The sequence below is a fragment of the Pseudochrobactrum kiredjianiae genome, from assembly GCF_030362795.1.
Classification (GTDB): domain Bacteria; phylum Pseudomonadota; class Alphaproteobacteria; order Rhizobiales; family Rhizobiaceae; genus Pseudochrobactrum; species Pseudochrobactrum kiredjianiae.
Genome location: NZ_JAUCBM010000003.1, coordinates 315,522 through 329,786, shown reverse-complemented (window position 1 = coordinate 329,786; position 14,265 = coordinate 315,522). Strand labels below are relative to the sequence as shown.

The following is a 14,265-nucleotide window of genomic DNA, read 5'->3' as shown; positions in this document are numbered from 1 at the left end:
GCCGCCGAAAATTTCGGCGGCTTTTCTTATTCTCTACACGCTGATCAGAGCGTCATATGCCAGACCTGACACACGAAGGTGATTTTAACCTGCACGTTCAATGCGGATCATCTGCGGCTTGTCAAAAAGATCACCATCTTCGGTAATCGCCTTCAAAGCCTGCTTCACGGCAGATTCTGTTGTCGCATGGGTCACCAGAACCACAGTTTTGATCACAGCAGCTTCAACATGGGCACCGCTGCCACGCTGCACGATTGATTCCAGCGAAATATCATTTTCAGCCATGCGTTTGGCAATGGTTGCAAACACTCCGGCACGATCATGCACATTCAGACGAATGAAATATCCACCTGCATGAGAACGCATTTTTGCCTTTGATGTCGGCTTCAAATCTTTTGCAGGGGTGCCAAATACCGGCCCGTGCTGGAAACCCGGACGGCTTTTGCCAATATCGGCAATATCGCCAATCACTGCAGAAGCAGTGGCATTGCCACCGGCACCAGGTCCGGACAGCAGCAACTCGCCAAGCAGATCGGTTTCAATAGCCACAGCATTGGTCACTCCATGCACCTGTGCAATCACAGATGATGTCGGCACCAGTGTCGGATGCACACGCTGCTCAATACCGGTTTCAGTTTTCACTGCAACGCCGAGCAACTTGATCTTATAACCAAGTTCTTCAGCTGCGCGGATATCCGCCAGCGAAATATTGCTGATGCCTTCGAGATAAATATCATCGGCCGCAATCTGCGTACCAAAAGCAATGCTCGTCAGCAATGCCAGCTTATGCGCGGTATCATTGCCTTCAATATCAAATGTCGGATCAGCTTCGGCATAGCCCAAACGCTGCGCGTCTTTCAGACATTCGGTGAAGGAAATCCCCTCCTCACCCATGCGGGTCAGGATATAGTTACAGGTGCCGTTCATAATACCATAAACGCGCGATACCGTATTACCGGTCAGCGATTCACGCATTGCCTTAATCACCGGAATACCACCGGCAACGGCAGCTTCAAAATTCAGCAACACGCCTTTGGCTTCAGCGATTTTCGCCAGTTCCACGCCATGATAGGCCAGCAGCGCTTTATTCGCTGTCACCACATGGCGACCGGCATTGAGCGCAGCCTCAACAGCGGCACGGGCTGTGCCCTCTGATCCGCCGATCAGCTCAACGAAAACGTCAATATTCTCAGATTTAGCCAGAGCGACAGGATCATCGAACCATTCGATTTTGCCAAGATCAACACCACGGTCGCGCGTACGATCACGTGCGCTGACCGCAGTCACTACAATTTCGCGTCCGCATTGCCTTGTCATCATTTCGGCTTTATCGCGCAAGATGCGCAAAACCGATGCTCCTACGGTGCCAAGTCCGGCGACACCGATCCGCAATGCATTACTCATTATCGTGCCTCAGCAATATATACTTAATTCAACGGGCGGGAGCTGTATGCCCCCACCTCAATTTATACGCGCTCAGGTCATTCCCCTGAAACCACCTGTTCAGGCGGCTCCGTCAGCATTCCCTAAAAAACGTTTGATATTACGCGCGGCCTGACGAATGCGATGTTCGTTCTCCACCAAAGCGATGCGCACAAATTCATCCCCATGTTCACCGAAACCGAGGCCGGGCGCAACAGCTACATCCGCTTTTTCGATCAATAGTTTGGAAAAATCGAGCGAACCCATGGCACGATAGCGCTCTGGGATCGGAACCCATGCAAACATTGTCGCTTCAGGTGCCGGAATTTCCCATCCTGCACGGCCAAAACTCTCAACCAGAACATCACGGCGCGTCTTATAAACATTACGCACATATTCAATATCGCTGCCATCGCCGTTCAATGCAGCCGTTGCGGCCACCTGTACCGGCGTGAAAGCACCGTAATCGAGATAGGATTTAACGCGGGTGAGCGCTGCAATCAGCTTTTCATTGCCGACAGCAAAACCCATACGCCAACCGGCCATCGAAAACGTCTTGGACATGGATGTGAATTCAACAGCCACATCCATAGCACCTTCAACCTCCAGCACCGATGGCGGCGGATTGTTTTCGTCAAAATAGATTTCCGAATAGGCCAGATCCGACAGGATGATAATATTGTGCTTACGCGCAAAAGCCACGACTTCCTTATAGAAGTCCAGCGTTGCCACACGCGCTGTCGGATTCGACGGGAAGCTCAGAATCAATGCAATCGGCTTTGGAATGGAGTGTTTTACCCCACGTTCCAACGACACGAGAAAACTCTCATCCGGTTCAGCACTGATCGAGCGGATCACGCCGCCGGACATAATAAAGCCGAAGGTATGGATCGGATAGGTCGGATCCGGACACAAAATAACATCACCAGGCGCAGTAATCGCCTGCGCCATATTGGCAAAGCCTTCCTTGGAACCGAGCGTTGCAACAACCTGCGTATCCGGATTGAGCTTCACTCCAAAACGGCGGGCATAATAATTGGCCTGCGCTTTGCGCAAGCCCGGAATACCTTTGGATGAGGAATAGCGATGTGAACGCGGGTCTTGCACAGCCTCGCAAAGCTTATCGATAATGCCCTGCGGCGTCGGCAAATCAGGATTGCCCATACCAAGGTCGATAATGTCGGCTCCACCCGCTCGCGCACTCGCCTTCAGGCGATTAACCTGTTCGAAGACATAAGGTGGCAGGCGGCGGATTTTATGGAATTCTTCCGACATATCTCTCTTCCGATTACTATAATGCCAGTGCAGCATGCTTTCTTTAAAAACTGCACGGCTGTTAAAAGTCCGGATCGACTGATCCGAATCCAGAATGCCCTAAGCGGCACCCCGATCTGTAAATACTGAAATGTGAATAAATTTATGGCGCATAGCGACGCCGGTCAGTTATGCAGAAGCTTTATTGGCGAAACCATTATTGTCCGGCTTCAATTGCCTTTAATGTGGCATCCGCTTCGGCCTGCATACGGCGCTTCTGCGCCTCGATCTCCGCTCGGCTTGATCCGCTGGCGCTTACAGCACCCTGACGAGCCTTAGCACTGCTGAGATTACCGGTAATCTGCTCTTTTTCTTCAAAACTCAGCTGCTTGGTTTCACCACGCGGCATAATACCAAAATTCGGATAAGCACCGGTACGCAGCGCACCTTCCTGCGGCACACCGGCAGAAGGCCCGCTTGTGCAACCCGCGAGCGCCAGAGCAGCCACAGCGAACAGTGCAAAACGCAGCGTTGCGGAGTGATTAATCTGTTGTGCGCTCATAAAGGACATTCCCTGCATTTCGTAACTTAGCCGAATAAGCGGACAATAAACGTCTAGGCACAATTGGCAACAGGAAGCTGACATTTACGACCCGAAAAACGCAGTTATTCGCTATTTACTCTCCAGTCAGATCGCAAACACGAAATGTAACAATTATTATTATACTGAAACTAATTGTTACGAATCGTAACTTGCACAGCATTTAATAAAGAATTAACACTTTTTCGCTGACTAAATCGGTCATTTCGCATATAAATAGATCAAAATTTTGCACAAACGGGACCTCTTCTACAGCCCTTTGTGCCACACGCTGCATAGGAAACATCTTTGTTGGTCTCAGTTTCCGCAAGTGCACTTCGTCAAGTCGCAGCATAATAAAGGGTTTGCTTTGTTCGATACGATAAAACGTATACGAGAAAAAAACGCTCAGCTTTTTTGCGGCTCGGCTATCATTCTCGCTTTAAGCATCAGCGGATGTACAACAAGCTCAGGCACGAATCTGCTGGAGAGTGCGGCGGCTGACATCGCAGCAGCGGAAACAGGCGAATCTTCAAGCGATACAACAGCAGCAAATACTAAGACTGCAAATGGCGCGGATACGACCAAAGCGACAATTGCAACAAACACGCCTGTTCCTAATTCTCCCGAGACTGCAAAGCAACTGGCGACAGCACAGCCTGAAAAACCGGTACAGGTCGCTTCCGCAGATACCGCACTTGCTGCAACTGCGCAGGTCATTCAACCAACAGAGACCGCTGCACCAGCCGAACAGCCCTCAACCTTAGCTGCATTGTTTGGCACACGAAATAAACCAACGGCAGCACTCGCCGCCGCTGAACAGGCTGAAGCAGCACCGGCCAGCCAGCCAAAGACACCGGAAACCACTGCGCAGGCTGAAACAGCCAAACCGGAAAATAACGCGAGAGCCGTACCGGCACCAGCCATAGACAGAACAAGCCAGAGCGCAGGCGCTGCAGCCCGCTTGTTCTCACCGGGTAAAAATAGTCCACGAGGCAATAGCAAGCAGGAAGCCTCCGTTACGGCTTCCGCGACCGCGCCAAAACGCTCCGGCGACTATAATTACACTCTGCCTGGTGTGCGTGCGAATGGCGGCATTGAGATTCGCCACAGTAATAAAGTCTTTGATGAAAGTGACATTGATCTCGACGAAGATGATTTCAGTGCACCGGTCACACTGGCTTCAGCCGGTGGTATGGCGCGCCTTGCACCGAATGGCCTGCGTACCCAGCATTCTAGCGTACAGGTCTCCTGTTTGAAGCCGCAGCTGGTTTCGATGATCAAGCGACTAGAGAGCCATTACCGTAAACCGGTTGTCATCACCTCCGGTTACCGCAGTCCGTCACACAATCGCTCTGTCAGTGGTGCCAAGCGTTCCTTACATATGTCTTGCTCCGCAGCTGATTTGCAGATTCCAGGCGTATCCAAGTGGGAAATCGCGCGTCATGTTCGCTCATGGCCGGCTCGTGGTGGTGTTGGCACCTATTGCCATACAGAATCGATCCATATTGACGTTGGCCCTGAGCGCGACTGGAACTGGCGCTGTCGCGGCAAATAATCTGCCTTTTAAGTCGCTTCAACACTGCAACAATCATTTTTACAGGCCGAAATCAGAATCTCTGATTCCGGCCTGAATTATTTCCGCCCAAAAATCACGATTTTTGATCTTTCTACCGTCCGCGCCAACCTCACCAAACTGCTTTACAAAATTTTCTTTGCTCTAAGCACCTCATTTCAAACGTAAAACACGGCTTCAAGTCTGGTTTTTGCACAGGCAACAGCCTCCGGAACAAAAAAATCTGCATTTTTTTCAAATTTCTCATTTTACCCACTTGCGCGATAAATATCCTGTCGCTATAAGCCGGATCACCAGCAGGCGCCCATCGTCTAGCGGTTAGGACAGCGCCCTTTCACGGCGCAGACAGGGGTTCGATTCCCCTTGGGCGTACCATCTTCTCCACTGTGCAGAAGATTAAAAATCTCAAAATACTGAGATCAAAACCTCCCTCTCGATACCACAACACGGCTTAAATAAGATCTGAATTGCGCTATAAAAATCACGCATATTTCAGTTCACGCGCACTTATACGTATTTTCATAAGCATCAGATTTTTTTCACATATTTTGTATTTTTTTGCATTTTCCCTATTGCGTATTCAATACGGCTTAGCTATACAGCGTTCACCGGCAGGCGCCCATCGTCTAGCGGTTAGGACAGCGCCCTTTCACGGCGCAGACAGGGGTTCGATTCCCCTTGGGCGTACCACTTCTCTTCAAAAGAAACATGAATACCGGAACAAACCTCCCAGAATAAAATTTCAGTTTTGCATTCAGATGAAGTCTGATCTATGCAGAAACATGCTTTTTCCCTCTCCCCTTGTTCGCGGCACTCTGTTGCAGCGTTATAAACGCTTTCTGGCTGATATCCGGCTTGATAGCGGCGAATCTATTACTGCATCGGTTCCCAATACCGGTTCTATGCGCGGACTGACCACACCAGGCTCGCAAGCATGGCTCAGCATCTCCGACAGTCCGACGCGTAAATATGCCCATACATTGCAAATTGTGCGTGCCGACGACACGCTTGTCGGAATCAATACCGGTCTGCCGAATAAAATCGCCGAAGAAGCGATTCTCTCCGGTATGATTCCCCAACTCTCCGGCTTCAGCACACTGAAACGCGAGCAAAAATACGGCCAGAATTCCCGCATTGATTTATTGCTGCTTGGAGAAAGCGGTCAGCAGACCTATGTAGAGGTCAAGAATGTGCATTTTAAGCGCACAGGACAACTGGCTGAGTTTCCCGATAGTGTAACCGCCCGTGGCGCCAAACATCTCGTTGAACTCAGCGAGATGGTCAAAGCCGGTCATCGCGGCGTTATGGTTTTCGTTATCCAGCGTCAGGATTGCGATTCTTTATCGATCTGCGGCGATCTCGATCCTGTTTATGCCGCCGCATTTGCGAATGCGCGGCAGCATGGGGTTGAGGCTTACGCAATTCGGTGCCAAATAAGTCCTGAATCAATTATCGCGGATCAGACGGTACCCGTCCTGACCCTGTAAATTTTGCCCTGCGGGATTCGCAAGGCAACAACTTCCGGTACAGCATTGCTGCTGTCCTAACATATATACGGATCACCCGATGGTAACCTATGTCAACGCCGACAGCGCCCCGATTAAATATACAGGCCAGATCAAGCTTTACGGGCCTGAAGGTTTTGCAGCCATGCGTAAGGTCTGCGCAATTACGTCTGAATGTCTTGATGCACTGAATGATATTGTTAAGCCGGGCGTAACCACCAACGAAATCGACCGTTTTGTTTTTGAATTCGGTGCTGATCGCGGTGTTGTACCTGCCACACTGAACTATCGCGGCTATACAAAAAGCTCCTGCACTTCGATCAACCATGTTGTTTGTCACGGTATTCCGGACGACAAACCGCTGCGTGAAGGCGATATCGTCAATATCGACATCACCTTCCTGCAGGATGGCTGGTACGGCGATTCAAGCCGCATGTATGCAGTTGGCCAGATCAAGCGCGCTGCCGAGCGCCTGATGGAAGTCACTTATGAAAGCCTGCTGCGTGGTATTGCAGCCGTGAAGCCCGGTGCAAAAACCGGCGCAATCGGTGCAGCCATTCAGTCTTATGTGGAATCAGAGCGCTGCTCTGCCGTGCGCGATTTCTGCGGCCACGGCGTCGGACAGCTTTTCCACGATGCTCCGAATATTCTGCACTATGGTAAAGCAACAGACGGTGTTGAAATGCGTGAAGGTATGATTTTCACCATTGAACCGATGATCAATCTCGGCAAGCCGGATGTAAAGGTGCTGAAAGACGGCTGGACAGCCGTCACCCGTGACCGCTCGTTGACAGCGCAATATGAGCATACAATCGGCGTCACCAAAGACGGGTGTGAAATCTTCACGCTGTCGCCAAAAGATATTTTCTACACAACGACTTCAAAATAAAAAATGGCCGCAATATCTCCCGATATCGCGGCCATGATCCTGCATTAAATGTCTGAATCAAAAAGCGGCAGACGCCAGCGAAAATGGTGATTTGCGAGCACCGGAACGGAGCGTACTGATAGTACGTGAGTACCGGAGCACAGAAAATTGCCATTTGCAGCCAAGTCGGGCGACTTTTAGATCAGACATTCAATCACACCGCCCAACTGCATCTCATGTTCGCCTTGTTCAGCAGTACGCCCGACAACATTGAGCACTGTTGATGCGGCATTGCGGGCGGCTTCGGTCAAAGTACTGCCATGCGCCAGATTAGCGGTCAGCAGGCCGGTGAACAGATCGCCGGTTCCCACCGGTACAATCGGCACACGCGGCGAAGTCAGCCTTGTCTCTTCCCCGCCTTCAAACACCACATTCTCCAATGAACCATAGGGCGTATCGGGAAAGACACAGCCCGTTGCCACCAGTCGCGCATTGTTAAATGCCTGTATCTGATGCACCTTTTCCTGCAAAATATCGAAAGATGAAATCTCGCTGCCGGTAATCAGCCCGACTTCGAACTGATTGGGCGTCAACAGATCAGCCAGCGGCACCAGCTCATTGATGATACATTCCATCACCTGATCGGCCACAAACACGCCTAAGCCCGTATCGCCCATCACCGGATCACAAATATAGATGATGTCGGGATTGATCTTGCGCGCCCGTTTGACAAAATCCGCCACAACCTCGCCATTAGCACGCGATCCCAGATAACCGGAAACAATATAACGGCTGGTGCTGATCAGCCCGCGCTCTTCTACCCCGCGCAACAGATCACTCACCAGTTCCGGCTCTAGAACGCGCCCGCGCATGGTTTCATAACCCGGATGGTTGGAGAGTAATGTGGTTGGCACTGCCGCAACATTCAGCGCGCGTGCCTGCATCGGCAGCACCGCAGCACTGTTGCCGACGTGACCATAGACAACCTGACTCTGGATAGAAATGACCGAGGTCTGCATTGATAACGGGGACGACATCACTTTACTCCTTCTTTGGCAGCGACCAGCGCTTCACGATCCCGCTTCGGTAACTGTCCGTTGAGCAGAATATAGGCAACCAGACCAATCACCAGTCCCCAAAATGCCCCGCCAATACCCAGCAGATTAATATTGGCAGCGGAGGCCAGAAAGGTAATCAATGCCGCTTCACGGGTTTTCGGATCAGCCAGTGCACCTGCCAGACTGCCGCCAATAGTACCGAGCAGAGCAAGACCAGCCAGCGTGGTGATAAATGTTGCCGGAAAAGCCATGAAGACCGCAGCAAGTGTGACACCGAACACACCGACAAGCACGTAGAAGCAACCTGCCGCGATACCGGCAATCCAGCGCTTGCGCGGGTCTTCATGTGCTTCACGGCCAGTGGCAATCGCAGCCGTAATCGCTGCAATATTAAAAGCATGTGAGCCGAACGGTGCCATAATCAGCGAGCCGAGACCGGTGACTGTTACAATCGGATTGGCACTGGTTTTAAAGCCGTCATTTCGCAACACCAGCATGCCCGGCATATATTGCCCAGTCAAAGTGATGAGGAACAGCGGCAGGGCAACACTCAGCAAGGCATTCAGCGAGAAGACCGGCATTGTAAACACCGGAGCCGCAAGCGTGAGGCTCAAATTGGAGAAATCCACCCGCCCCTGCACCAGCAGAAAACCAATGCCAAGTACCAAAATCCCAACCACCGCATAGCGGGCAGTAAAGCGCTTGAGCAAAACATAAGCCACAATCAGTCCGCCCACGAGCAACGGATCAACCGTTGCACCGCCAAAGGCACCAATACCGAATTGCAGTAAAATACCAGCCAGCAGGCCGGAAGCGATGCTCGCCGGAATAAGCCGGATGACCTTTTCAAAAGTGCCGGAAAGCCCCAGCAACACAAAGGCAAGCGCCGAGATGATATAAGCGCCGACAGCTTCTGCATAAGGCGTTGTGGCGAGCGCTGTGACAAGAAAGGCCGCCGCCGGTGTTGACCATGCGGTGATGATCGGCTCACGAAAATACCAACTCAGCAGTAACCCCGTCACACCGACACCGATAGACACAGACCAGACCCATGACGCCGTCAATTCAGGGCTGAGGCCAGCAATCTTTGCCGCCTGAAAAACGAGAATAAACGTCCCCCCGTAATTGACGATCACAGAAATCAGCCCTGCAACAATCGGATGGGGCAGATCGCTGAAGCGCAACGGAGACGGTGGCGGAATATTCTGAGACATGAAACAGGCTCTCCAGTCTTTTTGATAGTCATGATGCGCTTGACTTTTAACCTGCGAATGGTCTGTTATCTCCATCCACTTATTGCATCGGAGCCAGACCAATTGTTCAGGCACTCCCAACTTGAATCTGTCAAAGCATGGATCGCCCATCCGGCGAATGCCGCAATGCCGCTGCATGCACGCATACAGCGCGCTATCCGTCAGCTGATCGTCAACGGGGCTTTGATGCCGGGCAAACCGCTCCCCGCCTCCCGTGCTTTGGCTACATCGCTGGATGTATCACGCGATACGATTGAGGCCGCCTACAGCCAGCTACATGCGGAAGGCTTTATTGAGCGTCGCGTCGGCAGCGGTAGTTTTGTAGCTGAGATGACTGATTTCTCTGCAGGGCGCAGGCTTTCTCAACGGGATGCACTGGCACGCAATCAGGCACCCAACTTAAGCAAGCGCGGCAATGCCATGTTTCGAAGCGGCGGCGTGCGTGAACAGCTGGTTCCCCGCCCCTTTGCACCGGGGTTGCCGGAAACCCGCAGCTTTCCGATACAACTCTGGGAACGGCTGGAACGGCAGGTTCTCAAAGAAACCGGCACACAGGCACTGCTGCATGGCAATCCGCAGGGTGCAGAGCCATTGCGCCGTGCGATAGCCGATTATGTCAATCTTGAGCGTGGTGCCCGTGCAACGGCCGACCGTGTGCTGGTGCTAACCAGTTCACAACAGGCGCTCACACTTTGCGCCAATATGTTGCTGGATGCAGGTGACAGTATTTTTATTGAAGATCCGGCCTATTATGGCGCACGCAGGGCTTTTGACGCTGCCGGACTAATCCCTGTACCAATTGCGGTTGACCGGCAGGGCATTGTTGCCGAGCATATTCTCGAAGACCCGCTCAAAGCCAAGGCCGTCTTTCTCACCCCGTCCCATCAGTTTCCGACCGGTGTAACATTGGCTCTGGACAGGCGTCTGGCCCTGATCGAATGGGCATCCCGCCATCAGGCATGGATTATCGAAGACGATTATGACAGCGAGTTTCGCTATACCGGTAAGCCTACAGCCTCTGTGCAAGGGCTCGATCCCCATGACCGCACCATCTATATCGGCACATTCACCAAATCTCTGTTTCCGGGTCTGCGTATCGGTTACATCGTGCTGCCGCCGCAATTGGTCAAACCCATGACCACAGCCCGCACTCTGCTGGATGGCCACACGGCTTCGCTTGCACAGCTTACCCTTGCCCGTTTTATGGAAGGCGGGCATTTCGGCGCCCATATCCGTACCATGCGTAATATCTATGCTGAACGCCTCGACGTTCTCACAAAACTTGTCACAACACATCTGAGCGAGTTTATCGAGCCGCGTGTGCCGATCGGCGGCCTGCAAATGCCGTGCCTGCTCACCTGCGAAATATCTGAGCGTGCAGCCATTGATGCTGCAAGACGCGTTGGCGTTGAACTGCTGGGGCTCTCTCCGCTGCATGCATCCGGCACCGGCAGAGCCGGGTTTCTGATGGGCTTTGCCGCCTATACACCGGCAGAGCTTGAAGCTGCGGTTAAAAAGCTCAAAACAGCTTTTCAGAACATCAAAGTGCCAGTGGTTTAAATGGCCTGCCGGTGAAATGAAAAGCGGCCGGTTAAAATCAACCATCTCCGTAGTACGCTTAGTGCCGTATTTTGCCTGCATGTAGGGCAACAAGCATGAAAGATATGTGCCATGGATCAGCTGCTCAACAATCTTTCACCTGAAGATGTAGCCCGTTTTGGTGAAACACCTGCAATTCGCTTTGCGGAGAATTTAAAGCTGGTTCAGGAGCGTATTGCAGCTGCGGCTTTACGCAGTGGCCGCAAGCCAGAAGATGTGCGTCTGCTGCCTGTTACAAAAACAGTACCGGCGCATATTCTGCGCTATGCCTTTGCTGCGGGGATCGCTGATTTTGGCGAGAACAAACTTCAGGAAGCCCGCGATAAACGGGCAGCACTCGAAGACCTCGCAATCAACTGGAGCATTATCGGTCATCTCCAGACCAATAAGGTCAAATATCTCACGCGCTTCGCTACAGAATTTCATGCGCTCGACAGTATCCGCCTTGCGGAAGAATTGAACCGCCGGCTGGAAAATGAAAACAAGGATCTGGATGTGTTTGTGCAGGTCAATACATCCGGTGAAGAGAGCAAATATGGCCTTCATCCTGATGATCTGCTGCCTTTCATTGAGCGTCTGCCGGATTATCCGCGTTTGAGACCGAGTGGTCTGATGACCCTTGCTTTATTCAGCTCCGATCTTGATAAGGTGCGCCCTTGCTTCCGGCTGCTGCGCAGTTTGCGCGATCAGGCGGCACAGCACCATTCCGGTATCACCAAACTCTCTATGGGGATGTCGGGTGATTTTGAGGCGGCAATTGAAGAAGGCGCGGATATTGTCCGCGTTGGCCAAGCAATCTTTGGCGCACGCCCGACGGCTGATGCTTATTACTGGCCGGGTTTAACAGTATCTGTGTAATCAGAATAAAAGCTATAAACATCACAATAAATAGAGAAATTACAAATACAATCAAATACTTAAATTGTTTAATACGTAATTTTTTTATAGACCATTTTGTATGTTGCCGTTTAATCTACAAATGGAAACCGCAATCTTTGCGGTAGCCATCTGTGAATTCGGGAGCACGTTGCAGAATGGCAAACAAATCTCTGTCAGTGGGTTTAACAGACGTATCTCTTTACGGCGATGAAAGACAGCATCTGCAAAATTTTGATAAATTGAACCCAGTACAGCAAATAGACGGAAGATTTTTAGACCAAGCTAAACAATCATCCAAACAATCTCGGCAAACAATAGGAACAAAACTAAGTTCGAAACAAACCACTAAATCGCTATCAGGCAATCAAAAAGACAAAGCTGAAAAGACACATTATGATGGCCATCGGCAGCGTTTGCGACAACGCTTTATCGATCATGGTGACACAGTGCTTGCCGATTACGAATTGCTGGAATTGCTGCTGTTTCGCACAATTGCACGGGCAGATACCAAGCCACTAGCCAAAGCTTTGCTCAATCGTTTTGGCAGTTTTGCCGGCGTTCTCGGGGCAGAGCCACAGTTATTACAAGAGGTTGCCGGTTGCGGAGAAGCGGTTGCACAGGATATTAAACTGCTCAATGCCTGCACACGCCGGTCTGGCAAAAGCGAAATCATGAAAAAGGATGTCCTCGATTCATGGAGTAAGGTCATAACCTATTGTATGACAGCTATGGCTTATGAAAATCGCGAGCAGTTCCGCATTCTGTTTCTTGATAAGAAAAACCGGCTGATCGCCGATGAGGTGCAACAAATAGGCACCGTCGACCATACGCCTGTATACCCTCGCGAGGTCATCAAACGCGCGCTCGAATTATCCTCTACAGCTCTTATCTTATTCCATAACCACCCTTCCGGTGATGCGACCCCATCTCGTGCTGATATCGATATGACAAAGCTCATTATTTCTATAGCGTCACAACTTAATATCACGGTGCATGACCATGTTATTATCGGCAGAGCCGGACAAATCAGCATGCGCGGGCTGGGGCTAATCTGATTATAGTGCAGCATTCCCTTCTGTTAACCCGCTGTTAATGATAAACAAAACAATAAGGTTTGTGACGCGCGATTATGGCAAACATAAACCAAATTGGTCACAATTAACCGTCATAACCGGCTCAAAGGCGCACGTCCCGAAAGACTCATCTGAGAAGATTGGCGCCAGCAAGTTTAAATATTGCCTCTCAGGTAAAGACGGAGCCGTACTATGCGTCACATTACACTTTTCAGCACAGCAGCACTCGCGCTGGCACTCACACAGGCACCTGCTCTGGCAGCGGATGCCTTCAACAATAACGACTATAGCTATAATGACAGCTCATCGAGCTATGATGCCCCTGCGACATGGGAAGGCAACTATGTCGGTGCGCAGCTTGGTACCACATCGTCCAAGACCCCTAGCCCGTTCTCAAGCCGTACTTCGGCGTTAGGCGGTATCGTTGCCGGTAAGAACTTCCAGTCCGGTAATTTCGTTTACGGTGGTGAACTCGAAGGTAATTTCGGTGAAGCTGAGCACAAAATTCAGGACAATGGTCGTCTGCAGCAGTCCTGGAGCGGTGTTGCCAAGGTGAAAGCCGGTTACGCTATGGATAAGACACTTGTTTACGGTACCGTTGGTTATGGTACCACCAAGTTCAAGCCAAAAGACAATGTAACTTCCGGTTCCAAATGGGCTGGCGGTGTACAGCTCGGTGCCGGTGTTGAACAGCAGCTTTCAGGTCCATTCTCGGTGAAAGCAGAATATAACTACATGCGTCACAATGGCGTTAAAACCAGCGTTAACGACACCCGTTATGAAAACAATCTGAAGACACACGCTCTGAAAGCCGGTGTGAACTATCGCTTCTGATTCTTGATAATTTAGTCAAAAAACCCAAAGCGCCGTATTTTTAAAAAATGCGGCGCTTTTTTTATTTTTCAGAAATTTCACTAAAATACATTGATTTTATTATATAATACAAAAGGTTGAATGAGAACATTCACTCTGAATATGGATTGTTTTTTCAGCATAGCCTTATGCGCATATTGCATAGAGCTATTTCAAAAATGGAACATTCGTCTCTTTTTCCGGCATTTTAAGCTTCGTCTTCGTCATTTTGGCCAATTTCACAATCTGTCGCATATGCTGAAAAACGACATCAACAATCTGCCTCCCTGCCCCTGCTTGACTTGAAGACGCTCCGTGATTTTAAAGTTAGTCTGAGGAAATTGGG

11 protein-coding genes, 2 tRNA genes and 1 pseudogene are annotated in these 14,265 nt (G+C 50.7%); 9 read left to right on the top strand and 5 right to left on the bottom strand.

What is annotated here, in order from left to right:
• Nucleotides 1-84: 84 nt before the first annotated feature.
• From QUF18_RS09265 to QUF18_RS09255, 3 genes are all read right to left on the bottom strand, one after another.
• Nucleotides 85-1,404: a homoserine dehydrogenase gene (locus tag QUF18_RS09265; RefSeq protein WP_289386758.1), complete on the bottom strand. Its 1,320-nt coding sequence runs from the start codon at nt 1,402-1,404 to the stop codon at nt 85-87.
• 99 nt (nt 1,405-1,503) lie between these two features.
• Nucleotides 1,504-2,697, bottom strand: a complete 1,194-nt coding sequence (locus QUF18_RS09260; RefSeq protein WP_289386757.1) for an LL-diaminopimelate aminotransferase — start codon at nt 2,695-2,697, stop codon at nt 1,504-1,506.
• Nucleotides 2,698-2,893: 196 nt separating this feature from the next.
• Nucleotides 2,894-3,238 (bottom strand): hypothetical protein, encoded by a 345-nt coding sequence (locus tag QUF18_RS09255; RefSeq protein WP_289386756.1) that lies wholly within the window; start codon nt 3,236-3,238, stop codon nt 2,894-2,896.
• Nucleotides 3,239-3,626: 388 nt separating this feature from the next.
• Here QUF18_RS09255 and QUF18_RS09250 point away from each other — a divergent pair, with 388 nt between their 5' ends.
• From QUF18_RS09250 to map, 5 genes are all read left to right on the top strand, one after another.
• Complete coding sequence (locus QUF18_RS09250) at nt 3,627-4,814, top strand: D-Ala-D-Ala carboxypeptidase family metallohydrolase (protein ID WP_289386755.1); 1,188 nt, start codon at nt 3,627-3,629, stop codon at nt 4,812-4,814.
• Between the two features lie 318 nt (nt 4,815-5,132).
• Nucleotides 5,133-5,207, top strand: a tRNA-Glu gene (locus tag QUF18_RS09245).
• A gap of 240 nt (nt 5,208-5,447) precedes the next feature.
• Nucleotides 5,448-5,522, top strand: a tRNA-Glu gene (locus QUF18_RS09240).
• Between the two features lie 92 nt (nt 5,523-5,614).
• A complete protein-coding gene (gene sfsA / locus QUF18_RS09235; RefSeq protein ID WP_289386754.1) occupies nt 5,615-6,319 on the top strand; it encodes a DNA/RNA nuclease SfsA in 705 nt (234 codons plus the stop codon).
• A gap of 79 nt (nt 6,320-6,398) precedes the next feature.
• Nucleotides 6,399-7,226, top strand: a complete 828-nt coding sequence (gene map / locus QUF18_RS09230; protein WP_289386753.1) for a type I methionyl aminopeptidase — start codon at nt 6,399-6,401, stop codon at nt 7,224-7,226.
• Between the two features lie 176 nt (nt 7,227-7,402).
• On the opposite strand, the gene pdxY is transcribed toward map, so the two are convergent.
• Nucleotides 7,403-8,242: a pyridoxal kinase gene (pdxY, locus tag QUF18_RS09225; RefSeq protein ID WP_289386752.1), complete on the bottom strand. Its 840-nt coding sequence runs from the start codon at nt 8,240-8,242 to the stop codon at nt 7,403-7,405.
• Nucleotides 8,242-9,477 carry a benzoate/H(+) symporter BenE family transporter gene (locus QUF18_RS09220; RefSeq protein WP_289386750.1) on the bottom strand — a complete coding sequence of 412 codons (1,236 nt, stop codon included), beginning with the start codon at nt 9,475-9,477 and terminating at the stop codon, nt 8,242-8,244. The genes pdxY and QUF18_RS09220 overlap by 1 nt, the downstream gene beginning before the upstream one ends.
• A 102-nt stretch (nt 9,478-9,579) precedes the next feature.
• Here QUF18_RS09220 and pdxR point away from each other — a divergent pair, with 102 nt between their 5' ends.
• The 4 genes and pseudogenes from pdxR (at nt 9,580) to QUF18_RS09200 (ending at nt 13,901) form a co-directional block, all read left to right on the top strand.
• Complete coding sequence (gene pdxR, locus QUF18_RS09215) at nt 9,580-11,076, top strand: MocR-like pyridoxine biosynthesis transcription factor PdxR (protein WP_289386749.1); 1,497 nt, start codon at nt 9,580-9,582, stop codon at nt 11,074-11,076.
• 111 nt (nt 11,077-11,187) lie between these two features.
• Nucleotides 11,188-11,973, top strand: coding sequence for a YggS family pyridoxal phosphate-dependent enzyme (locus QUF18_RS09210; RefSeq protein ID WP_289386748.1), 786 nt, complete (start codon nt 11,188-11,190; stop codon nt 11,971-11,973).
• A gap of 395 nt (nt 11,974-12,368) precedes the next feature.
• A pseudogene (gene radC, locus QUF18_RS09205) lies at nt 12,369-13,049 on the top strand (RadC family protein); the annotation flags it as partial.
• A gap of 210 nt (nt 13,050-13,259) precedes the next feature.
• Nucleotides 13,260-13,901 (top strand): outer membrane protein, encoded by a 642-nt coding sequence (locus QUF18_RS09200; protein WP_113944856.1) that lies wholly within the window; start codon nt 13,260-13,262, stop codon nt 13,899-13,901.
• Nucleotides 13,902-14,265 lie beyond the last annotated feature (364 nt).